This window comes from Bremerella sp. TYQ1 (assembly GCF_020150455.1).
Taxonomy (GTDB): domain Bacteria; phylum Planctomycetota; class Planctomycetia; order Pirellulales; family Pirellulaceae; genus Bremerella; species Bremerella volcania_A.
Genome location: NZ_CP083740.1, coordinates 2,516,099 through 2,537,237 on the forward strand (window position 1 = coordinate 2,516,099; position 21,139 = coordinate 2,537,237).

20 protein-coding genes and 1 tRNA gene are annotated in these 21,139 nt (G+C 52.3%); 12 read left to right on the forward strand and 9 right to left on the reverse strand.

Annotated features, from left to right (window positions below):
* Positions 1-4: 4 nt before the first annotated feature.
* Positions 5-949, reverse strand: coding sequence for an enoyl-CoA hydratase/isomerase family protein (locus tag LA756_RS09700; protein WP_224439674.1), 945 nt, complete (start codon positions 947-949; stop codon positions 5-7).
* A 354-nt stretch (positions 950-1,303) separates the two neighbouring features.
* Between LA756_RS09700 and LA756_RS09705 the strand changes: the two genes are divergently transcribed.
* Entirely contained in the window at positions 1,304-2,836 is a 1,533-nt protein-coding gene (locus tag LA756_RS09705; RefSeq protein ID WP_224439675.1) for an RNA polymerase sigma factor RpoD/SigA, read from the forward strand.
* 134 nt (positions 2,837-2,970) lie between these two features.
* Here the strand turns inward: LA756_RS09705 and LA756_RS09710 are convergent, their stop codons facing one another.
* The 3 genes from LA756_RS09710 to LA756_RS09720 all read right to left on the reverse strand — a co-directional run bounded on the left by LA756_RS09710 (position 2,971) and on the right by LA756_RS09720 (position 4,219).
* Positions 2,971-3,261, reverse strand: a complete 291-nt coding sequence (locus tag LA756_RS09710) for a barstar family protein (protein ID WP_224439676.1) — start codon at positions 3,259-3,261, stop codon at positions 2,971-2,973.
* Positions 3,258-3,815, reverse strand: coding sequence for a ribonuclease domain-containing protein (locus LA756_RS09715; RefSeq protein WP_224439677.1), 558 nt, complete (start codon positions 3,813-3,815; stop codon positions 3,258-3,260). Before LA756_RS09715 ends, LA756_RS09710 begins: the two co-directional genes overlap by 4 nt.
* 95 nt (positions 3,816-3,910) lie before the next feature.
* Positions 3,911-4,219, reverse strand: a complete 309-nt coding sequence (locus LA756_RS09720) for a hypothetical protein (protein ID WP_224439678.1) — start codon at positions 4,217-4,219, stop codon at positions 3,911-3,913.
* A 202-nt stretch (positions 4,220-4,421) separates the two neighbouring features.
* Here LA756_RS09720 and LA756_RS09725 point away from each other — a divergent pair, with 202 nt between their 5' ends.
* On the forward strand, positions 4,422-6,152 hold the full coding sequence (locus tag LA756_RS09725; RefSeq protein WP_224439679.1) for a mechanosensitive ion channel family protein: 1,731 nt from the start codon (positions 4,422-4,424) through the stop codon (positions 6,150-6,152).
* Positions 6,153-6,172: 20 nt separating this feature from the next.
* Here the strand turns inward: LA756_RS09725 and LA756_RS09730 are convergent, their stop codons facing one another.
* A complete protein-coding gene (locus LA756_RS09730) occupies positions 6,173-6,826 on the reverse strand; it encodes a toxin-antitoxin system YwqK family antitoxin (protein ID WP_224439680.1) in 654 nt (217 codons plus the stop codon).
* A 377-nt stretch (positions 6,827-7,203) separates the two neighbouring features.
* On the opposite strand from LA756_RS09730, the gene LA756_RS09735 reads away from it, so the two are divergent.
* The gene (locus LA756_RS09735) at positions 7,204-7,461 is read left to right on the forward strand and encodes a DUF2283 domain-containing protein (RefSeq protein ID WP_224439681.1); all 258 of its coding nucleotides are present in this window, start codon (positions 7,204-7,206) and stop codon (positions 7,459-7,461) included.
* A gap of 50 nt (positions 7,462-7,511) precedes the next feature.
* On the opposite strand, the gene LA756_RS09740 is transcribed toward LA756_RS09735, so the two are convergent.
* A complete protein-coding gene (locus LA756_RS09740) occupies positions 7,512-8,702 on the reverse strand; it encodes a site-specific integrase (RefSeq protein WP_224439682.1) in 1,191 nt (396 codons plus the stop codon).
* A 488-nt stretch (positions 8,703-9,190) separates the two neighbouring features.
* Here LA756_RS09740 and LA756_RS09745 point away from each other — a divergent pair, with 488 nt between their 5' ends.
* From LA756_RS09745 to LA756_RS09775, 7 genes are all read left to right on the forward strand, one after another.
* Complete coding sequence (locus tag LA756_RS09745; protein WP_224439683.1) at positions 9,191-9,604, forward strand: toxin-antitoxin system HicB family antitoxin; 414 nt, start codon at positions 9,191-9,193, stop codon at positions 9,602-9,604.
* A gap of 317 nt (positions 9,605-9,921) precedes the next feature.
* Entirely contained in the window at positions 9,922-10,776 is an 855-nt protein-coding gene (locus LA756_RS09750) for a helitron helicase-like domain-containing protein (protein WP_224439684.1), read from the forward strand.
* Between the two features lie 30 nt (positions 10,777-10,806).
* Positions 10,807-11,145: a hypothetical protein gene (locus LA756_RS09755; protein WP_224439685.1), complete on the forward strand. Its 339-nt coding sequence runs from the start codon at positions 10,807-10,809 to the stop codon at positions 11,143-11,145.
* Positions 11,142-11,363 (forward strand): hypothetical protein, encoded by a 222-nt coding sequence (locus LA756_RS09760; RefSeq protein ID WP_224439686.1) that lies wholly within the window; start codon positions 11,142-11,144, stop codon positions 11,361-11,363. Before LA756_RS09755 ends, LA756_RS09760 begins: the two co-directional genes overlap by 4 nt.
* Complete coding sequence (locus LA756_RS09765; protein WP_224439687.1) at positions 11,341-12,477, forward strand: site-specific integrase; 1,137 nt, start codon at positions 11,341-11,343, stop codon at positions 12,475-12,477. The genes LA756_RS09760 and LA756_RS09765 overlap by 23 nt, the downstream gene beginning before the upstream one ends.
* 200 nt (positions 12,478-12,677) lie before the next feature.
* The gene (locus LA756_RS09770; protein WP_224439688.1) at positions 12,678-13,880 is read left to right on the forward strand and encodes a hypothetical protein; all 1,203 of its coding nucleotides are present in this window, start codon (positions 12,678-12,680) and stop codon (positions 13,878-13,880) included.
* Entirely contained in the window at positions 13,867-15,642 is a 1,776-nt protein-coding gene (locus LA756_RS09775; RefSeq protein WP_224439689.1) for an ATP-binding protein, read from the forward strand. The genes LA756_RS09770 and LA756_RS09775 overlap by 14 nt, the downstream gene beginning before the upstream one ends.
* Before the next feature lie 124 nt (positions 15,643-15,766).
* Here LA756_RS09775 and LA756_RS09780 read toward each other — a convergent pair.
* Positions 15,767-15,850, reverse strand: a tRNA-Leu gene (locus LA756_RS09780).
* Between the two features lie 464 nt (positions 15,851-16,314).
* Here LA756_RS09780 and LA756_RS09785 point away from each other — a divergent pair.
* The gene (locus LA756_RS09785) at positions 16,315-17,421 is read left to right on the forward strand and encodes a DUF6268 family outer membrane beta-barrel protein (RefSeq protein ID WP_224439690.1); all 1,107 of its coding nucleotides are present in this window, start codon (positions 16,315-16,317) and stop codon (positions 17,419-17,421) included.
* Between the two features lie 76 nt (positions 17,422-17,497).
* Here the strand turns inward: LA756_RS09785 and metF are convergent, their stop codons facing one another.
* On the reverse strand, positions 17,498-18,394 hold the full coding sequence (gene metF, locus LA756_RS09790) for a methylenetetrahydrofolate reductase [NAD(P)H] (RefSeq protein WP_224439691.1): 897 nt from the start codon (positions 18,392-18,394) through the stop codon (positions 17,498-17,500).
* A 9-nt stretch (positions 18,395-18,403) separates the two neighbouring features.
* On the reverse strand, positions 18,404-19,654 hold the full coding sequence (locus LA756_RS09795) for a putative sugar nucleotidyl transferase (protein ID WP_224439692.1): 1,251 nt from the start codon (positions 19,652-19,654) through the stop codon (positions 18,404-18,406).
* Positions 19,655-20,015: 361 nt separating this feature from the next.
* Here LA756_RS09795 and LA756_RS09800 point away from each other — a divergent pair, with 361 nt between their 5' ends.
* Positions 20,016-21,128, forward strand: a complete 1,113-nt coding sequence (locus LA756_RS09800; protein WP_224439693.1) for a GGDEF domain-containing protein — start codon at positions 20,016-20,018, stop codon at positions 21,126-21,128.
* Positions 21,129-21,139: the final 11 nt, after the last annotated feature.

Sequence of the window (21,139 nt, forward strand, 5' to 3'; positions counted from 1 at the left end):
CAGACTACGGCCACTCCGGTTCACGTTTTTCAAGGTAAGCCGTTAAGCCTTCTTTGGCGGCTTCGGTCGTGCGACTTGTCGCGCTTGCGGCAGCTCCGAGCGAAATCAACATTTCGAGCTGCTCGCCCACCGTTTCGTTCAAATGCTTCTTGGTCAATTGAACGGCCTGGGGGGCAGCTTGGGAGATTTGCTGGGTCAATTCTGCGGCATAGGCCCACAGGTTTTTGGCCGGCACAATTTCATCGTAAGCACCGATCTGAACGGCGCGTTCGGCCGAGATCGTTTCGCCAGTTAACAAGAGCCGGGCCGCGTGACGCCCTCCGGTGCGGAAGTGAAGTAGTGGAGTGCATAGCCCGCTAACGATGCCACGCTTCGGTTCAGGAAACCCTAACGAAGCGTCCGGTCCCGCGATGGCAATATCGGATGCCAACACTAGTCCTGCCCCGAAGCCCATCGCCGGGCCATTCACCGCTGCGATAATTGGTTTGGGAAACTGCAGCATCAATTGCAGAAGTTCCGCAAGGCTGCTGGTGTCTTGGTGCCAGCGATCAAAATTGTCGTCTTCCTTGACGATTTCGTGCATCTCCTCCAAGCAAAGCCCAGAGCAAAACGCCGAGCCACCGCCGGTGAGCACAATCGCTCGGACTTTTCGCTCGCCATGCAAGTCGCGGAAAGCTTGAATCAGATCGAAAACCATCGCTCGCGTCAGAGCGTTGCGTTTCTCATCTCGATGAATCGAAATGGTGCCAAGGGACTGATGAACTTTGACCTGGATGGGGGGCTGAGACATCTTGATCACGAGACCACTGGGGGAAAGAGTCGCAAACGGGACGAGTCCTCCATCGTAGCAGTTCTGCCGCAATTGGGGGAACGCGATGTGACGATGCCAGCATCCCCCTTCGGTCAGAGGGTCCGCAGCCGCGCGAAAGCGGAAAGAAACGTTGCCCAAACGCAACAAATCTTGGAAAAACCGTACTCGAAACCCGCACTCAGCCGTTCCCAGGGAACGAATCGGCCCGTTTGCCCATCTAAAGTGCCAGCCGGGATCTTGGTGGGAGGCAGCGATCCAAGGCAAGTTGATGGCTTTTAACCACAGGTTTTGAGCCCTTTTTGTTGCGAATCGACAACATCAGAAAACTTGCCGTCGCACACCCAGATTCACACAACAACCTACCAGCAAACAAGTTAGGGCAATACCTTGGCGCGGGATTCTGCTTTCGGCATAGGTGCTGCGATTAACGGTGGCGTCGCCCGATCGTGCTTGTCACGGTCGAAAATAAACCCACCGATGGAGAACGCACCCATGACTCGCTCGCACGAAGCATTCCACGAAGACGAAGATTTCGATTCGGTCTCGATCAACAACCTCACGGTGATCAACGACAGCTCGGAAGAGGAAGAAACCGTCGAAGAAGTCAGCCAGGTCGACGATCCCGTGCGGATGTACCTGATGCAGATGGGTGAAATTCCGATGCTGACTCGCACGGAAGAGATCGACGCGGCGACCCAAATCGATAAATGGCGGACTCGCTTCCGTCACGCCGTGATTGCGAACGACCTGATTTTGCACCACTCGTTCGATCTGCTCTCGAAAGTTCGCGACGGTCAGTTGCGGTTAGACCGCACGGTGGAAGTCTCGGTGACCAACGCCAAAGAAAAGAAGCTGATCATGAAGCGGATCGTGCCAAACTTGATCACCCTGCAAGGCATGCTTGACGCCAACGCTGCCGACTGGCGAATTGCCATCTCTAAGAAAGCGAAGCAGGCCGACCGCCAAGCCGCCTGGAAGCGTCTTTCGCGTCGCCGCTCGAAGGCGGTTCAACTGATCGAAGAGTTGAACCTGCGAACCAACAAAGTCACGCCTCAGTTGTCCAAGCTTCGCGAGATTTCTCAGCGAATGGATACCCTGTTGGAGAACATCGAACTCGCTCGCGAATATGGCGGTCACCTCAATGGGCAGTCGATGGAAGACATGCAGCGAGAACTGCACGGCCTGATGCGAGTCACGCTGGAAAGCCCTGCCACGTTACGCCGCCGTATTCAAAAGATCGCCGAGTTCCAGGAAGAATACGATGCCGCCAAGCGTCGTTTGTCGGCAGGTAACCTGCGTCTAGTCGTCTCGATAGCCAAGAAGTATCGCAACCGTGGCTTGAGCTTCCTCGATCTGATCCAGGAAGGTAACACCGGCTTGATGCGTGCCGTCGATAAGTTCGAGCACGAACGGGGCTACAAGTTCAGCACCTACGCCACTTGGTGGATTCGCCAGGCCATCACGCGAGCAATCGCCGATCAAAGCCGTACCATTCGCGTACCTGTCCACATGATCGATACGATGGGTAAAGTTCGTGCGGTGACGCGAGATCTCGTCCAAGAGCTCGGCCGCGAACCATCGCCGGAAGAAGTCGCTCAGCGAATGGACATCTCTGTGGAAGATGCCAAAGTCATCTGCAAGATGAACCGCAATCCCCTTTCGCTCGATCAACCGGTCGGCGATCACGACGACAGCTTCTTCGGCGAATTTCTGGAAGATCACCGCAACGACGATCCACTATACGAAACGCACCAGGAAGCCCTCAAAGAACGTCTCGGCGAAGTGATGCAGCACCTCAACCACCGCGAACGTGAGATCATTCGTCTCCGCTACGGCCTGACCGATGGTTACGCCTACACGTTGGAAGAAGTCGGCAAGATCTTCAGCGTTACCCGCGAACGCGTCCGTCAGATCGAATCGAAAGCGGTCCGTAAGCTGCAGCAGCCTTACCGCTCGCGTGGCCTGGCCAGCTTCCTGGAAGGGGCCGAAGAACTACTTGCTGCCGATGCGGCCGAAACCGCATAAGGCCAAACGCGCCTTTGGAAATTGGGTGTGTGAAAGGACGGACGGCTCGGCGACACTAAGCCTCCGTCCTTTCCGCTTTTCTTGGCAGTACTTGGATCCCTTGTTCAAGTAACAAAAGGGTACCGGCAGGAGGCTTAGTCTGCTTGGACAATGCGAAGGTTCGGGTTTTCCTGAGCGGCATCCAGCAGGACGCCCAGGACGCGCATCGCAAGCAGATACAAATAAGGATTCCCTCCGGTCCAATCCTTAGGCCAGACGACACAGACAGGATCACAGATATCGCTGGTCGCACAGTCGTACAGGGCATCAAGATTGCCGCCGTAGTATTCCGGAAACTCGAGGCTTTGTCCCAGGTACTCGTAGATCGCTTCCACCGAAGTCAATTCGGGTGGAATGATGATTCGCTTTTCAGTGGCATCGCTCATGGCTTCGTTTGAACCTCGTCAAACGTCTTATAGTGATCCCTCGTCACGAAGATCAATCCATCGCTAGAAAAGACCAGCCGCTCCGCCCCGCGATGTCCCCCGTTGTACGCCAAATCGGCCTCGAAGTACTTGCGTCCAGGAGCATTGGGAAGCTCCCCTTCTCGGTTCATGAAGCGGTCGCCCCCGATGCTCTTCCCAGGGGCCACATCCCGTAAGTTTCCCCTCGATGCTACCCAACCAAGCTCGCGGGCCTCGTTCTTAGTCACGAATGAATCAGGCAGCCGCCCTTGCGCCACAATATGTTCTACGATCGCGACTTCTTCAGGGCCGTTCAGGACACCTTGATTCAGCGCGGCGATATCGACGGTGTCCGAATCGGTCGTCGATGGAAAATTGGTCGTCGGGGTGATGTCGACCACTTCCCCTGCTGGATCATTTGCAGGGGCGTCGCCTTGCGGGGTCGTATCTCCCTTCCACATCTTGAGCAGCGAGTTCACGCCGACAAAACAGAGGGCGATGGCAAAGACGATCAGGCGAAGTTTCATTCGCGACATCCCAGACTCCTTCGTGGGTTGGGGAAACGGCAACGCAACGGGTGATTAATCCCCATCAAACCATTCCCCACGCAGACTCTCAAGCCCGGCACATGCTAATCGTCGCCCCCGGCGGGGTCCTCCGGATCGACTTTTCCTTCCAAAACGTCCTCTTTTTCCCGATCTCGACGAGACTCCCGAATCGACTTCCCCTTTCCATCCATAAACGGAAGGCTGATTCCCAGCTGCGCCAGCGATGCAAAGAAGATCCCCGAGAAAAACACTTCGTCAATGTTACCGATACCGGGAATGTTATCGGGGATCTCAATGAATCCGCCAGACAGATTCGCCAGGTAAGCCGTCGAAATCAGAAGCCCGAACACGGCAAGACACCCACGCTTTTTATCGGAAGATTTTTCAGTCATGGGACAGTCGCCTTAAGTCGAGGTGCGTTGGTTCTACCATCATCTTACACAAGCCCTTTCGCAGAAGAGCGGTTGAAATCATTCCGTTCAGAAGAATTGTTTTAGTGACACCGTTTCGTATCCAGCCATAAAGCGGCCGCGAACGCCCGTCACATCATCGGCCACACAACAATATTCGACTAAGGAAACAAAGGGGCATCGAATGTACCCAGCCATTCGACAAACGACCATTCTGTTAATCCTTTGCTTCACCGCCGCGGCGACTGCCCAAGAGTCTAGTACGGCGGAAGGTAGCAACAATTCTTCATCCGACCAATCGAACGATTCCAGCGGCGAATATTACACTCAGCAATCGCTCAACCAAGGCGTCCCACACCCCTCCGACCCGCCCAACTTGAGCACGCCACTGGCAACCGTCGAAAACTTCATCCTCTCGTGCCGCGAAGAAAACTTCGAGCAGGCAGCGCAGTCGCTCAACTTCAAATTAATCCCGGAAGATAAACGTGGCGATGCGGCCGAATGGGCTCGCAAGTTCTATTACACTTTGAACCAACGGCTATGGATCGACATCGAAGACCTGCCTGATCGTCCGGATGGGCAGATGATCAACCGCATCGGCAATCAAGATCCGATGATCGGCAAGCCGCGCCGCAGCATTCGCTTAGGTGTTATCACCATCGACGATTGGAAAGAGGTTCGCGTACGGATTCAACGCGTGAAAGCGGGCGATGCCGATCCGATCTGGCTCTTTTCGCCGCAAACGGTCGAGAAGATTCCGACACTGTATGAAGCGTACGGTCCCAGTTGGATCGAGGAAGCCATGCCAGGCTGGGCCAAGATTCGCATCGTCGGCAAAGTTCCCATGTGGGAATGGTTCGCGTTGCTCGTGTTCATCGCCCTCGGAATTGCTGCCGGATATGTCGCCCAGCGAGTCATTCGTTTCGCGGTCCTTCATAAGCAACGTAACGAACGCCTTTGGTTCGAACGTCTAATGGATTCTGTCGCACTTCCGGTGGCGTGTGCGTCAGCTGCGTTGGTGGTTTATCTCGCGAAGAAGTCTTTTCTTTCCCTGACCGGGCCTGTGAACCTAGTGCTCGATCCCGTTTTGCTGCTTTGCATCGTCGGTTCGATTGCCTGGGCCATTCTTCGGGCGCTTCGTGTAGCTACCGATTTCACCATGGAGAAGTACGTCAACACGTTTGACGATGACGTCGACGGAGCCCAGCAAGGCTTGCTCACAAAAATCAGCATCGCGCGGCGGCTGGTGACCATCGTCGCCGTATTCGTGGTCGCCGGCGTGATCCTTATTCAACTGAACATCTTCGACGCCGTCGGTTACGGGCTACTTGCTTCTGCCGGCGTGACAACAGTTATCCTGGGGATTGCGGCTCAACCGATCTTAGGCAACCTGTTAGCAGGCCTTCAACTGGGACTCACGCAGCCGGTGCGAATTGGCGACAACGTTTTATTCGAGGGTAACTGGGGCACCGTCGAGAACATCACGTTCACCTATCTTACGATTCGCACATGGGACCAACGCCGCTTGGTCGTGCCGCTACAATACTTGCTTTCGCAGCCAGTTGAGAATTGGACCAAAGTCAGTCCGAACTTGACGCGGCCAATCAAAGTTTACGTCGACTACACAACGGACGTGCAGCAAATCCGCGAGAAGTTTCACGACTTGGTGACCGAGCACGAATTGTCCGACGACGAGAAAGAACCGACCGTGCAAGTCACCGGGTGTTCGGAAGAAACGCTCGAAGTCCGGGCCCTCTGCCATGCAAAAACCCCCAGCGATGCGTGGGATCTTCATTGTGAAATGCGCGAGAAGCTGGTCGCCTACGTCCAGCAGTTGGAAGATGGCAAGTACCTGCCGCGGGAACGCATTCGCATGATCGAAGCGTCGCAACATGCCTCTGAATCGTCGACTTAGCCGTCGTCGTCGACATCGGCTCAGTTAACGACATCGCGCAGGCGAACGTCGATCTCATTGCCTTCCTCGTCCCAGACGGTGCCGCCGATCGGTTCGTCGTTCGAGAATTCCGCTTCCCAATGCTTTTGGCCACTCTCGTAATAGCCTTTGCCGATCCCTTTGCGGCGACCTTTCACGATCTCTAACTCGCGGCTCAGTTTCCCGCTTGCGAAGTAGAACTTAAACGTCCCGTGGATCTTGCCGTAGTCATACTGAAAGTCCGACCACTTCCCATCGCTGTAAGTAAACTTCGCCGGGCCGTGAGGAATGCGGGTCATAAACGGACCAGTCCCTTCGACGATCGCATACGACTCTCGCGGCTCGGAACCTTTGGGCATCAGCCGATAGAACAAGTCATTCTTCCGCGACTCCGCTTCATAGCGACCCCCAATAGCAATTTCCGGAGCCAATGCTTCCACACGCGTCCATGTCGTGCCATCGAACTCGAGCGTCGCCGGCAACTCATACGTGTTGTCCTGGTACTGAATCACTTCGGTTTCCAGTGCTTGATCCGCAACAGAAGCCGGCGTCGTACGTTCCGGCAAAGTCGCGTCTTCAGTAAGTGGCTCTTGAGAACAACCGCCACTACCAATCAGTAACAGACAAACCATCAGCGCAAGACATCGAGCAATCATAGAAACCATTCGCGAGGAAGAGATGAGATGACCAAAGAGAAAAGACATTGTGCCTGAAAACACCGACGTTTCAAAGCCTGAGGATCTCTTTCGGCGATGCTGAGCACAATAACTCCTGCCACAGCACCAGGCATAACGCATCCGACAAGGAACTGCTGAATTGGCGTAGAAGCAATTCGTCGGAGCCAATGCAATCAGGACAGCTAATGGCTTGGGAATACAGAAGGACTTCCTAAAAAGTGGCATCGGTCGTCTTGACGAAAAACGCTATACTGACAAAACCCCAGGTAAGGAAGGGTACGTCGCAGCATGGGGATGATGCGATACACCGATTGTGGTGCCAACCAACTTGAGGCTATTCTAGAGAAGCTTGTCCTATGACAAAAAAGCCCAAAAAGTATCTCCAGCTTAGAACGCATGAAGAAGGCTTAAGTGCAGCGTACTTAGAGCTTGCAGATCACCCGCATGAATTGGTCAGTGGATTGGTTAAAAAGACCGTGCAAGTGCATCAACTGATTCCGGAGTACGATGGACCTGGATTGGCAATTGACTTCGATGCAGAAGGCAAAGCTATCGGCATCGAAATCTTGTACCCACACGATGAGTTCTACAGCGACAAACTGGGCGACGACTAGACAGCATCCCATCTACATCTCTTCTTTTTTTTAGTTATATTTTGGTTGTCTTAGCCAATCGCCGGAAGCATATCCAACGCCTTCCTTAGTTCGTCCGTCTCAATGTGGCTGTAAACGTCCATCGTCAACGTGATGGTGGAATGCCTTGCAAGTTCCTTTGCCTTCAATGAATGAACACCTGAACGTGCAAGCGATGAGATAAACGTATGCCTTAGAGAATGGAAGTCGGCATACTTTCCGTTTGCGTCAACGTAGTCGATATTCGCACGCTTCAAGTCTGAACGAATCATCGAAGCCCCATGACGTTTCTTAGCCCAACGTCTTGCGAACAACGACTTCGTTCGCTCTTTCGCCTTACTCTCCAACCATAAGCGAAGACTTTCAACAAGCGATGCATGAAGTGGTAAAACATCTTTACACCTTCGCTTGCTGTATCCAGCTTCGACGGTAATCGTATTGTTTTCTAGATCAATGGAATTCGTCTTCAGGGAAGCCAATTCCGAAGTTCGCAAACCCGTATAGGCGGCAATCGTATAGAGCATTGCTCTATCCACTGCATTGAGTCCGCAAACGCTTTTACGGGAATCCTTAGTTGCTTGGATTAACCTTCGAATCTCTTGATTGGTCAGCGCCCTTCGCTCTCGCTTTTTGTCCGCTCTAGCGTTCAAGAGACGAAGATTTCTTAAAACGTCTTCGTTCGCTTTTTTCTCGATCCAAGCCCAACGGGTAAAACCTTTGATTGCCCTTGAGTAATGGTTTGTTGACGAAATCGTAAGACGGATTCTTCCAACATGCTTATTCGTTCTTCCTTTTTCCCGCCAATTGGCAAGCGTCTTTTCGATTTGTAGGGCGTTCAAGTCGTCTAGCGTTTTCGCCTTCGTGATACCGACAAGTTCACGGATTCGCTTCATTTGCGTGATGATATAGCCTGCCGTGATGTTTCTAGCCTTTAGACTTTTTTCGTACTCAACTAAGAGTTCATCGAGCGAACGCTTTTGCTCTCGATTGTCGATACCAATAGCCCGGTATCGGTCTTCGTCTCCCTGAAGGCGTCGTAAGAGTTTCAGGGCCGTGCCCCGCTCTTCTGTAAGCGGAACTTGCCTAGTCTTCCCGCTTGCCGTTTTCAGCGTTCCATAGAAGCGTTTACTTTGCTCTCTGACCCGCTTCGCTCCAGGCGTCTCCTTTGAGCATCGTTTACCTTCTTTCTGGTAGCGGGTAGTGGTCTTTCGCCAGACTTTCACGTTTCGCTCTCCGTGGTAAGGGCGTGAGAACCACGGAAAGCTTGTTTTTTGTTGCACTATATTTGCACAGAAGTCCCGTGCAACCAAGCTATACCAACGAAAAACGCCCGTGCTACAAACACGGGCGTTTGACGTAAATCGTTTTATTTAAGGCTTTTAAGCCTAGGTACCAGAAGGGGGGGGTATCGAACCCCCACTCCCTTGCGGGAACTGGATTTTGAAATTTAACTAGCCCTGCTTTGGCCATTCTTACGCACGTCTAAAGGCGTTTCTCTCGCGTTTTTTGCCACCTTTCCGGTGCGACTCCAATAACATGAAGTCCTTTCCAGGTGACACTTTAGGTGACACCAATGCCATGGACACACCAATGCCGCACTATATGCCGCACATTTGGTGACATAAATAGACTTTCCTATTGTGTCGCCATTGCACAACCGATAAGGTTTTGAGAAGTGTTATCGCAGGCCAGACAAAACAAAGGGGAATTCGTGGCCAAGAAAGCAAGTGATCGCAGTGCGAACCAAAAGAGTGTTAAGAGCGACAGCTCATCACCCGAAGGGCTGACCGACTTACGAATTCGCTTAGACAGCAATGTTCACCAGCAGATAAAGCAAGTTGCGGAAGAGAATGACATCAGCCTGAATCAGCTGGTATGTGGCATCCTGGAGGGAATCGCGGACCGGCTGCAACCTGGCTATCCGGTCAAGCTTGGATCCGGTGAGTTTGTTCAGGTTGAGCCCAGAGCAAAGTGCTTGTTCGCTGGAGAGCCAGGACGAAGGTACCTTAGCGGTCCAGACGAAGACAACTTGGAGGAAGTTGTCGAATTGGGTGAGGTGTGGTTCATCCTCGATTACAGCGGAAGACCTGTTCGGTACTCCGTTGAACGCAGGAAGCGGAACTAAGGGAACCAACAAAGAGCCGCGTCTGCGTCGGGTGGGGCCCTGGCCCAAGGGCGGGCCCCGACGCAGACGCCTCTTGAAGGGTACACGCCCTGCCCCGTCGCTCTTTGTTGGAGAAGGAGGGGTCCAGGGGAACCTTGAGGCTTTATGGTTCCCTTGGTCGCCCGTAGAGAACGGTCACAATACCGCCCAGCTTTGCCTAGGGCGAAATGAGAGAAGTTTGTATGTGAATTTCAGTTTGAACTAGTCATAAAAAAGCCCACAGAACGGTTGTTTGGCGACTTGCGTTCCGTGGGCATGACGCAACTTAAGGAAACGTCATGGAAGACCATGATAACAGCGCAGAACGTACGCGCGCAGGTCAGAATGCGCACGGGAACCCGTTTCAGGAATGGCTCAGTGGTAACGACGCAGCAATGGACTGTCGTCGGCAATTCGAGCCATATGACTCATGGGAAACCGAAACGCCCGAGCCCAACACCGCGCCGCCGCAGGCGGCTTATCTTGAATCAAAACAGAATTACTGTCCGGTAGATGAGAACCCCAATCACCCAGTTGAGTTCGACCGGTTTCACGAGATTCACCCATGCCGCTGCAAGTGTCGTTTTTGCCCTGAGTGCTGCGTCGGTCTAGGAATCAAATTGAAGGGAAAGCTGATCCCCAAACTCATCACGTTCACGCACATTCAAATGTGGACGTTTACGATGGATCCCGAGTTATTCAGCAGCCCTCGCCAAGCGTACGACTATGCCAAAAAGCGACGCGCCATCTCGCGAACGATTAACCGCCTCTATGAGAAAGGCCACCTTCACACGAAGCGATATTTTTACGTTGTTGAGTGGCAGAAAAACGGAATGCCTCATTTCCATGTGCTGCTAGATACAACGGGAATTCCCTTCGGTCTTGTTTGCGATATCTGGAATAGCTATCGCCCCGACTGGGCAGGTCCTGCTCAGGGTGACCGACCTGGATTTGGTTCTGTCCGCTTCTCTGATCGCCGCGACTTTGAAAGCCCCGAACACGCAGCCAACTACGCCTGTAAATATCTGATCAAGCATCCCCAGGAAGGCTATCCAGACTGGGTGCTGGACTCCGGCACCCGCATTCGCCGCTATGGAACAAGCCATAGCTTTTGGGGCGACGTCACCCCCAAAGAAGAAAAGATCGATCTTTGAGAAGAAGAACGCCCAATTGCCAAAGCGGCCTTGGAGCACCAGCCCGAGTGCTTCTGCGAAGTCTGTCGTGGCGACGAACTCCCTACGATTCCTGAGAAGAAAGTCTCAACGATTCGAGAACGCATTTCTAAGTGTAAAGAAGAAGCCGTTCTGATTCGTGTTACCCAGCGACTTTTGCCAAGCGGTGAACTGATCGAAGAAAAGCAGTTTGTCCGAAACTTGCCTGCCAAGTATTCCGAGTTCCTAACGTTCCTTGGCTACGAATCAGATCGTCCGAAGTTCCTTGCTATGTCCGATGACAACATGCCATTGCTCGAGCACTTCCTAGCTCAAAAACTACCGCGAAAACCGAAAGGACTCATTTCATGACAACAAAAGTCGAACCATCCGGCGTATTGAACGCTCACGAGCTTTACACCATTCGCCAAGTCAAAGCCCGGCTTTGCATCTCGGAGAAGGCATTCCGCACGCTACGGCAAGCAGGATTGCCAGTCATTCGCATCGGTAACCGGGGCTACCTCTCCGGTCGTCAAGTCATCGAATTCTTTGAAGGATTGTTGGGCAATGGAAGAACTGATTCGCGTTAAGGTCATCGACATCGGCCGAAAGAATCTCGTCCTTCGGTGGGTCGATCCCGAGTCCGGCCGAGAGAAGCAGAAGTCCGCACGCACTAGCAACCGAAAAACTGCCGAGCGTGTAGCGGGCGAACTCGAAGCCGATCTTCGCAAAGGTCGATACGAACCACCAAGCCGATTGAGTTGGGAAGTGTTCCGCGAACGCTTCGAGCAGGAAAAGCTTGCCATCCTCGCACCTGGTTCGATGGTCGCTTATGCCTCTAGCCTAAATGTGATGGAACGATATCTGAATCCGGCAAAGGTGAGCGATTTAACCGCATCCAGAATCAGCTACTTCCAGTCGCAGTTAATTAAAAACAATGCTCGACCGGCTACCGTGGCCCGACATCTTCGACACCTCAAGTCAGTGCTCAACTGGGGCAAGGACGTTGGGCTCATCAATCGTGTGCCCAAGATCAAGACTCCTAAGCAACTGAAAGGGGCTAAGCTCATGCGCGGGCGTCCTCTAACAGATGAGGAATTCCAGCGCATGCTAGATGCTGTGCCAGAGGTGGTGGGCGATGAACTGGCGGAAGGCTGGAAGTACTTTCTTGAAGGGTTGTGGTGGTCAGGTCTTCGAGTCAGTGAAGCCATCAACCTATACTGGGATCGCCGCGATCGACTATCCGTCGACTTTACAGGTGACTATCCAATGTTCCGAATACTCGCAGAATACGAAAAAGGGAAACGCGACCGTATTCTTCCGATGGCACCGGAATTTGCACAATTCCTTGATCGCACACCGCAGAAGAAAAGAACAGGAAGAATATTTGAACCTGCGGGAAACGGAGTCCGACGACTTCAAACACATTATTCCAAACGGGGCTCTTTGATTGGCCAAGCAGCGGGAGTAGTCGTAGACGAAACGGACTCCTACCAGAAACCAAGATACGCAACATTGCATGACCTTCGTCGCTCTTTCGGAGAACGGTGGGCTCAACGCATTCTTCCACAGCAACTCATGGAACTAATGCGACACGAGTCAATCGAAACAACCCTCAAATTCTATGTGGGTGCTAATGCCGCACGCACTGCAGAAGCCTTATGGGAACACCATATTAATATTGGCACGCGCGATAGCGATTAGCGACACAAATCGCCATTACACTCTTGTTGAGCACTGACAAATTAAGCACACACAACTAACAACAAGCCCACCAATGCCATCTGGTTTTCTCAACGATCATTTTCAGCTCTAATGTGAGCACCTTGTCTTCAATCAAGACTATCTCTATTCCGACGAACCCACCACCCTTACACTCTCGCTGACAAGATCCTGGCCAGACAATGACTCGCACTGCTGACTACACGATCCAAGGATTCTTATACCAGTTCAACAAAACCGTATTGGAAATCCTTGCGGCGCAAGATGATGACACGATCACAATAGAAGGTGTCGTCGAGGATATTGAAGTTTCCAACACAACCTCGACTAGAGCTATTCAGTGCAAGTACCACGAGACTCATACTTCATTCTCAGAAAGCGCTATTTACAAACCGCTTCTCCAAATGCTGAAGCATTACCATGACAACTCGACAGCTGACGTTCGCTACGTGTTGTTCGCCCACTTTCAGGGAGTCAAAGAGCCATATCCCAACGTCGACAAGTCAACGTTACAGAGTGCCTTAGGCTCACGTGATCAAACACTTAAAAAGCACATTATGGCCATACCCACAACGGTCAACCTTGACGCTTTCATTAAGCGATTTGAGATGAAATTCGGCCCCACTTACGATGTACTTTCAAAAGATGTTGTAAACGCACTTAAAACGAATGGATTTCCCGAAGACGACATAGAGATACTTGCGTATCCAAATGCGATCCACAAAGTCGCGACCTTCAGCATTAAACACAGTCAATCAGAACGCCAGACAACAAAGAAGGAATTCCTTGAAGAGCTCAAGGCAATAAGGACGACCGCAATTTCAAGGTGGACACTTGCCCTTAAGTCGCGAGACAAAGTTCTAATAGCTCGACGCAAGCAATTGAAAGCACATTTAGACAAAAATTCTCGGCTACGATATTTCGCGATCGATCTTGGCAGCATCGTCGATTACAAGGACGATATTGTACTTTTCATCAAAAACTATCTCGACAAATATCACTTTAAGCCAGCACACACCCACACACCTGTCATGTGCTTGCGTGCTGACCATGCCACCATTCAACAAATTAAGCATCGGCTTTATAAGAAGGGAATCCTGGTAACCGATGGCTATATAGGACCGGAATTTGAAGCGGCACATTTTTTCCGTGACCCATTGGTCGCTAAAGAAGTAGGTGGAACACCGAAACGAGAATTCAGCCTAAGAATATTGAGCTGGGACCATTGTCGCCACATGAACAATCGCAAGTGCGACGATGTCTTTATTATCGGCGACTTAGATATTAGCCCACTCGATACTAAGGATGTAAATGTTGAGCGACTTGCCGGTGCAACAGTTAAAGAAGTCGAGTTTATTTTAGGGATAAGCAATGTCTACGAATAACATTGGCCAGGTACTCTCATGCTCTCCAGCCGCAATCGTTGTTCTTATCGAGGACCTCAAGGTTTTCGAGGAGAACAAGACATCACTACAGGTCGGTCGATATCTTCGGATCGCCCAAGGAAACAACGATTACACGATCGCAATCATCCGGAACGTTCGAGGCGTGCTTGGCCAAGGTCCTGAAGTTGGCCCGAAGTGGCAATTCCACATCGAATGCCAGGCTGTAGGCACGTTGATCGACGACAATAGCTTTGAGCGAACGAGCATACTGCTTCCTGTCCCAACGGAACCTGTTTTTGCAGCAGATAAGCACACCTTGGACACACTATTTGCAGACGATGCTGAATATCAATTTCCCCTTGGCCGTTTATCATTGAACACAGAAACAGCAATGAAAATAAATGGCGATCGATTCTTCAGTAAGCATATCGCGGTGGTCGGTTCAACCGGTTCTGGAAAGTCATGCACCGTAGCCCGAATTCTTCACGATGTTGTGGGAATTGACAACGAAAAGAACGTAGACATTGAGAAACAGAACAATTCTCACGTTGTGATTTTCGATATCCACGACGAGTACACTGCGGCATTTACGCTAAAAGATGAGCAACGCTTTACACTAAATCGATTGGATATCGACACTCTCCAGCTTCCTTACTGGCTTATGAATTCTGAGGAACTAGAGAGCATGTTCATCGAAAGCAATGAACAAAACTCTCACAACCAGGTAAGCCAGTTCAAGCAGGCCGTAATCTTAAACAAAGAGAAACACAACCCAAAGCTTAAAGAGATCACCTACGATACTCCGGTTTACTTCTCCATCACTGAGGTTTTTCACTTTATTGAGAATATGAACCGGGAAGTAATTGGCCGTGAAGAGGGTGAGGGAGTGCCTAAGTTGTCCGATGGAACGCTAGTTAAGAGCCGGAAAAGCCACTACTTTGAGGGCCCTAAGTCATTTGTTGCCCCAGCACAATCTAAAGGTGCTAAGGCAACAAACGGTCCATTCAATGGAGAATTCAATAGGTTCGTATCACGACTTGAGACGAAGCTTGCCGACAACAGACTACGTTTTTTGCTTTATCCGACGACAACAACTGGTACCACGTTTAAGACAGATGACTTCGAGCAGATTATTAAGCAGTTCCTTGGCTACCTAAACAAAGCAAACGTTTCGATAGTTGACCTTAGTGGAATTCCATTTGAAGTCTTGAGCATTACAGTAAGCCTTATCTCCAGGCTGATCTTTGATTTTTGCTTTCACTATTCGAAGTTGCGTCATGCCTCTGATTCGTTAAGCGATGTGCCAGTGATGATCGTCTGCGAAGAAGCCCATAATTACATCCCTCAGAGAGATGACGCAGCGTATCGAGCGTCTCGCAAGTCGCTTGAGCGAATCGCAAAGGAGGGCAGAAAATACGGCCTGAGCCTAATGGTAGTTAGCCAGCGACCATCAGAAGTGTCAGAAACAATCTTCGCTCAATGCAACAATTTCCTCGCGCTCAGACTAACGAACAATGCAGATCAAAATTATGTCCGTCGGCTATTCCCAGATAATTCGAACGGCATCACGGATATTCTTCCAAACCTGGCTCCAGGGGAGTGTGTTGTTGTAGGAGATGCGGTACTTTTACCCGCTACGATACAGATGCCACTGCCGATGCCCGAACCGCATTCACGAAGCGTATGCTTCCACAAAGAGTGGAAAGAGTCATGGAAAGAAATTACGTTCGGGGACGTAATCCGGCGATGGAGGAAGGAGTAGCAAGTGAAAGTCCGCGACAGCAATTGACCCGGGTGACACTTTAGGTGACACTACGCCAGTGAGAGAAGGTCTACCATTGAGGGGTAGAACCGTAAGTCTAGCAAAGAACGCTAGTTAGAAAAAGTACCAGAGGGGGGAATCGAACCCCCACTCCCTTGCGGGAACTGGATTTTGAATCCAGCGCGTCTGCCAATTCCGCCACTCTGGCACATTGGGGACGTCCGTTTGTTGTGGTGGGCTGTCTCACGATTGCTGAGTGATGGCCCGGGGGACGTCCTTGCGGCATGTTAAGGTTTGCCGCAGCTGTGGAAAGGTCGGATTTTAATCGGAAATGGCCGGCTCGGCAATGACCGCCACGACGATTCCGCATTGAGTTTCCTCTGCTGCTAGCTCTTACAACACACAAAATCGGTGAAGGTTCTCGAATTGCCGCGGTAAAAGCCGTGGAATCAGGCCCCTATCAACGGTTTACGTTGACGTGCCGAGGGGAATTTTCTATAGGTTCCCTTCCCTTTTTTGTCCTGTTGTGGGCCGCTCCGAAACCGAGGGTCGCACAGAGGAGTAGGAATGAGGCCGGAACGGATTGTCCGGTGACGTCAGCGGATGCCTTCCTGCTGATCGCGATAGGTTATCGGCCCACGGCGTTGGCCAAAATGGATGTTGGCGGAAACGATGCGACGAACCAGCTTGCTGTTGCTTTTGATGCACTTGCTATCGAACAGCTTGCATGCGCAAACGCCGCCTTCTCAGCCTGACGAGGCTTACTATTACGGGCAGCCACCCAGCAACGAGTGGATCCTTCCAGGCGAATTGGAAAACCAGCCGCCGCTGGAGTTTGAAGTTTCGGAAGAACCTTCGCCGAAGAAACGTACTCGGCAAGGGGGTGGCATGGGCGGACCATTTGGCGGCTCTGGTGGTCCTGGCTATGGCATCGAATGGTTTCCGACACAGTCCGTTCGCAGCCAGGATGTTAACTTCCAGCTGGTCGATCAAAACGCGTCGGCAGGTATGCCGCTTTGGAGTGGCAATTTCGGAACGTTCGTCTTCACCTTCGGCGTGCAAAACACCCACGCGTTCACCGATGCCATTTTGCCCGACACAGGCCGAGCATTTCCCGAAGATCTATGGGATGTCAAATTTGGGCTGACTTATATCCGCCAGTTCGATAACGGTTCGACTCTTGGTGTGATCACAGGTCTTGGTTCGGCCAGCGACAAGCCGTTCCATAGCGCCGACGAAATGAACGTTTCGCTGATTACTTTCCTGCGAAAGCCGGCTCGTAACGAACGAGATGCGTGGATGTTCGGCGTGATGTATTCACCGTCAGGGTCGCTCAACTTTCCCGTGCCCATTCTGGCGTACGAATGGAACCGCTCCGACGCGTTTCAAATGAATATTGGGGTACCGCTCTCGGTCACCTGGCGTCCACGCGAGAACTGGACGCTCAATGCTTCCTATGTGCCGCTGACGACCGGGAACGTGATTTTGACGCACGATCTATCGGAAAACTGGCATGTCTATGGCGGTTACCGTTCGATTGCCGACTCGTACTTCCTAAGCGACCGTGTTGAAGAAGAAGACCGCTTCTTCGCTTTGCAACAGCGGCTAGTCACCGGCATTCGCTGGGATGTCGGTAAGTATGGTGCCCTCGACTTCAGTGCCGGGTACGCGTTCGATCGGCGTTACGGAGAAGGATCGAACCAAGGGGCAACGTGGCACGACGAAGTGGAAGTCGAGCCGGGTGCGTTCGTCGGAATCGACTTTCGATTACTGTTCTAGACGTCGGGCGAATAAATCAGGAAGCATGCCGACGAAGATGTAGGCATGCCTCCAAAATACTTTCTACATCGCCGCGTTAGGCAGACGCTCCGGTTTTCTTTTTTGCCATGTGCTCGTGCATAGCGGACAAGATTTTGCCGGTTGCTTCGGCTTGGTTCAGCACATAGAAGTGGAACCCTGGCACGCCGTTATCGACCAAGTCGTTGACTTGCTGCGAAGCGTAAGCGGTACCGACCATCTTGTGCCATTCCGGATCGTCTGGCTTTTGATTGAGCTTCTCGAACAGCTTCTTAGGAATGCCCGCGCCGCATAGCTTGGCGATCTTCGAGATCTGAGCGAGGCTGTTGATCGGGAAGATACCTGGCACGATCGGCACATTGATGCCGGCCTTTTCGCAGCGTTCCCGCCAGCTGTAAAAGTCGCTGTTGCGGAAGAAGAGCTGCGAAACGATCACATTCGCGCCGGCATCCACTTTACGCTTCAACGCATCCATATCGGACTGCGGGCTTGCCGCTTCGCGATGCGTTTCAGGGTAGCCAGCGACAAGCACGCCGAACTCGTTGAACTCGTCGTTGATCAGCTCGACAAGTTCGTTGGCGTACTTCAAACCCTTGGGGTTTGGCTTGAACGAGGTTTCTCCTTGCGGCGGGTCACCACGCAGCGCGACGATATAATCGACGCCACGTCGTTCTGCTTCGGCAAGGAAGCTGCGAAGATCGGCCACGCTCGATCCTACCACCGTCAGGTGCGCCGCGACGGGGACCTGAAACATGGTTTTGACCTTCTCGACGATCTCGAGCGTTTTCCCCCGCGTCGATCCACCAGCCCCGTAGGTACAGGTGATGAACGCAGGCTTATGCTTCATCAATCGCTCGACCTGCAACAGGAGCGACCGAACTCCCTTGTCGGTCTTCGGAGGATACAGTTCAAACGAAATCGGCAGTTCGCCGGGCTTGTAAAAATCAGAAAGCATGGGGCAGTTCTAAAATACGAGGGGCTCACCCGTTAGTTGACGTTCTTCCTGAGTGAGCAGGTACATATCGTGGATCAGTTGAATATCGCACGGCGTCTGCGTAACGTTTCGCCGCTGGAACATTCGTTGTTGGGTTGAAATCATAACCTCAGGCGGAAGCTCGGTAACTTGACCGAACAGCCGGGCATAATTCACAAAGCTCGGCACGTTGGTCGTGACGAAGCCGTACAACATACTGCAAACACCGATTGTCTTTCCGGTAAATATACCGGTATTGATGGCGGTCTTTGAGTAGTCTCCGAAAATCGACCCGACGAATTGCATTTTCGTGGCAACGCGCCCGGTCGGATAGTCCATGTTCACCGTGCCATAGGTGTTCTTCAAGTCGCTGTTGGAAGTCCCTGCTCCCAGGTTTATCCAGCTTCCCAAATAGCTATGTCCAAGGAAACCATGGTGCTGTTTGTTGGAATAGGGCTCGATGACGGTCGCTTCGACTTCGCCGCCGATCTTAGTCGTATGTCCCAGGGATACGGCATCTTTAATGGCTGAATGCTCGATCACTTTGACGTTTCGGCCCAAATAAGCCGGCCCACGCAGGAAGCAAAAGGGACCGATCTTCGTTCCCTCTTCCACTAAAATAGGGCCGCTGGAGGCATCGATCGAGAGGTTTTCGCCCAGGCTGACTTCCCCAGCCGCGAACAAACCATCGCGAACTTCCCGATACGCACCACTCTTCAGGCGATATTCTAGATTCTCGTGAATGATTTCTTCGTTAAATCGAACGACGTCATGGGCATAGGCAAACACGTCGAACTTTTCGTCCCGCTCCGGCAAGTCGTCACTCGGCCGAAGGGCTTCGACAAACGCCAGGAACTCGTCGAACGTGCTCTTGGGGGATGGGATCCGCCGCGTCGGCGGTAGCAACGCTGCAATCAGCCGCCCCTCGTCAAAAACGAGACCAGGCTTCTTGGACGTGGCCCAGCGGACCAGTTTCTCTAATGTCTTAACACGGGGAACCACGCCGGCATTTAACAGCAACGTCGGTTCATCCTCCGTTAAAGCTGTTTCGTGGAGTTGCTCGTAGCTTTGTGTTTGCAGTGCACCGATGTGATACCGCACCACTCCGCGGCAGGTCTCAAACTTCTCAGCAACTAGTTCGGCGAGACGAAACCCGCCACACATGATTCCGTAAGCTGGGCGCGCAAGAACGATCGGATACAGTTTTGCGACCGATCGATCTTCAAACAGGATGCAATTCATGCGTTGTTTTTGTCTTTCCCGGCTCTAGCCAACGGCCAGATCGGTTCCGGTAGTAACGATTTTGACACCACAATGTGCTTTAATGGGTTATCAAGCAATCGTTTGCCAGACTGCGGTGAGCCGCGAACTGAAATCGCGCCCGATATTCTTGCATTCTTCGCTTACAATTCTCTTAACCCCAGTTTTACCCGAAGTTTGCCGGCGGCGATTCCCCAGTAATCACTGTTGCCCCATCCCAAGTCAAAACCTGTAACCTAAACTTTCCCAGCGATTTTGCCCGGCAAGGGGCCGGATCGCGCAATCGCGGACGCCACTTACCGTTTGCCGCGGATTCCACAGCAACCGTATCGACAACCGATTCATGGCCGAGCTTCTGACATTTGTTTTGGGTGATATTTTCGGGATGGTGACGCTATTTGTCGGCATCGCCATCGGCGTTTCGCTGGCATTGCTTTGGGTGAAGTTCACTCAGACCAAACCAAAAACCGCAGCGGAATCTGATTCGGAAGAAGATCCGACCGTCTTCCGTGAGCAGCTTGCCGGAATGATCCAGTTCACCAGCCACTTCACCGGCGATTTGAACAAGCATATTGAATTGCTGGAAAACCTGGAACAGAAGTTAGCCCAGCCATCGGAAGTTTCCAGCCAGGGCGACGACGGCCCATCCGACAAAGCAGTGCAGTTGATCGCGCAGATCACCGCCGCCAATCAGCGACTGAAGCAACGGCTCGAATCGGCCGAAGCAACTCTCAAAAATCAGGCCCAGGAACTCGAAGACACCCTCTCCGAGGCTCGCACCGACGCTTTAACCCAGCTTCTCAATCGCCGGGCATTTGACGAAGAACGCAATCGCCGCTGGGCGCTTTGGCAGCGTAAGCAACAACCGTTCAGCTTGTTGATGCTCGATATCGACTACTTCAAGCTGGTCAACGATCGCTTCGGCCACGACGCCGGCGACGCCGTACTCAAGGAAGTTGCCGCACGATTAAGCAGCGTTATGCGGCAGACCGATTACCTGGCCCGCATCGGTGGCGAAGAGATGGCGATCCTGATGCCTGATGGCGACTGGGACTCGATCGTGACCGTCGCTCGCAAAATTTTAAACGTGATCCGAGCTTTACCGGTACAGTATGACGATACGGAAATCGAAATCACCGTTAGCTGTGGCTTGATGTCGGCGAGTCATGCCGAGTCGCCCGAAAGCCTGATGCGAGGTGCCGACGAAGCGTTGTACGCGGCGAAAAAGGGAGGCCGTAACCGTGGCTTCCTGAACACCGGCGAAGACCTTGTACCGATTGAAGAAGATCCTCCCGAAGCGAGAACGATCAGCCCGGAAGCTCTCGAAGAAACTCCCAAAGTCTCCAATGGCGAGTCGGAAGTTTCTGCCATGGTGCCGCTGAACGAACTCGACGCCGCCGCCAACGAACTGAAAAATCGCCTTTCGCAGCTATCTCAACGAGCCATGCCCCAATAGCGAACCAAGGA

What these genes read in the sequence shown, in the direction of transcription:
- LA756_RS09770 (WP_224439688.1), top strand. Translation starts at nt 12,678, where the DNA reads ATGACTCGCACTGCTGACTACACGATCCAAGGATTCTTATACCAGTTC.
- LA756_RS09775 (WP_224439689.1), top strand. Translation starts at nt 13,867, where the DNA reads ATGTCTACGAATAACATTGGCCAGGTACTCTCATGCTCTCCAGCCGCA.
- LA756_RS09785 (WP_224439690.1), top strand. Translation starts at nt 16,315, where the DNA reads ATGCGACGAACCAGCTTGCTGTTGCTTTTGATGCACTTGCTATCGAAC.
- LA756_RS09710 (WP_224439676.1), bottom strand. Translation starts at nt 3,261, where the DNA reads ATGAGCGATGCCACTGAAAAGCGAATCATCATTCCACCCGAATTGACT.
- LA756_RS09725 (WP_224439679.1), top strand. Translation starts at nt 4,422, where the DNA reads ATGTACCCAGCCATTCGACAAACGACCATTCTGTTAATCCTTTGCTTC.
- LA756_RS09750 (WP_224439684.1), top strand. Translation starts at nt 9,922, where the DNA reads ATGGAAGACCATGATAACAGCGCAGAACGTACGCGCGCAGGTCAGAAT.
- LA756_RS09735 (WP_224439681.1), top strand. Translation starts at nt 7,204, where the DNA reads ATGACAAAAAAGCCCAAAAAGTATCTCCAGCTTAGAACGCATGAAGAA.
- LA756_RS09800 (WP_224439693.1), top strand. Translation starts at nt 20,016, where the DNA reads ATGGCCGAGCTTCTGACATTTGTTTTGGGTGATATTTTCGGGATGGTG.
- LA756_RS09795 (WP_224439692.1), bottom strand. Translation starts at nt 19,654, where the DNA reads ATGAATTGCATCCTGTTTGAAGATCGATCGGTCGCAAAACTGTATCCG.
- LA756_RS09760 (WP_224439686.1), top strand. Translation starts at nt 11,142, where the DNA reads ATGACAACAAAAGTCGAACCATCCGGCGTATTGAACGCTCACGAGCTT.
- metF (WP_224439691.1), bottom strand. Translation starts at nt 18,394, where the DNA reads ATGCTTTCTGATTTTTACAAGCCCGGCGAACTGCCGATTTCGTTTGAA.
- LA756_RS09730 (WP_224439680.1), bottom strand. Translation starts at nt 6,826, where the DNA reads ATGATTGCTCGATGTCTTGCGCTGATGGTTTGTCTGTTACTGATTGGT.
- LA756_RS09705 (WP_224439675.1), top strand. Translation starts at nt 1,304, where the DNA reads ATGACTCGCTCGCACGAAGCATTCCACGAAGACGAAGATTTCGATTCG.
- LA756_RS09720 (WP_224439678.1), bottom strand. Translation starts at nt 4,219, where the DNA reads ATGACTGAAAAATCTTCCGATAAAAAGCGTGGGTGTCTTGCCGTGTTC.
- LA756_RS09765 (WP_224439687.1), top strand. Translation starts at nt 11,341, where the DNA reads ATGGAAGAACTGATTCGCGTTAAGGTCATCGACATCGGCCGAAAGAAT.
- LA756_RS09715 (WP_224439677.1), bottom strand. Translation starts at nt 3,815, where the DNA reads ATGTCGCGAATGAAACTTCGCCTGATCGTCTTTGCCATCGCCCTCTGT.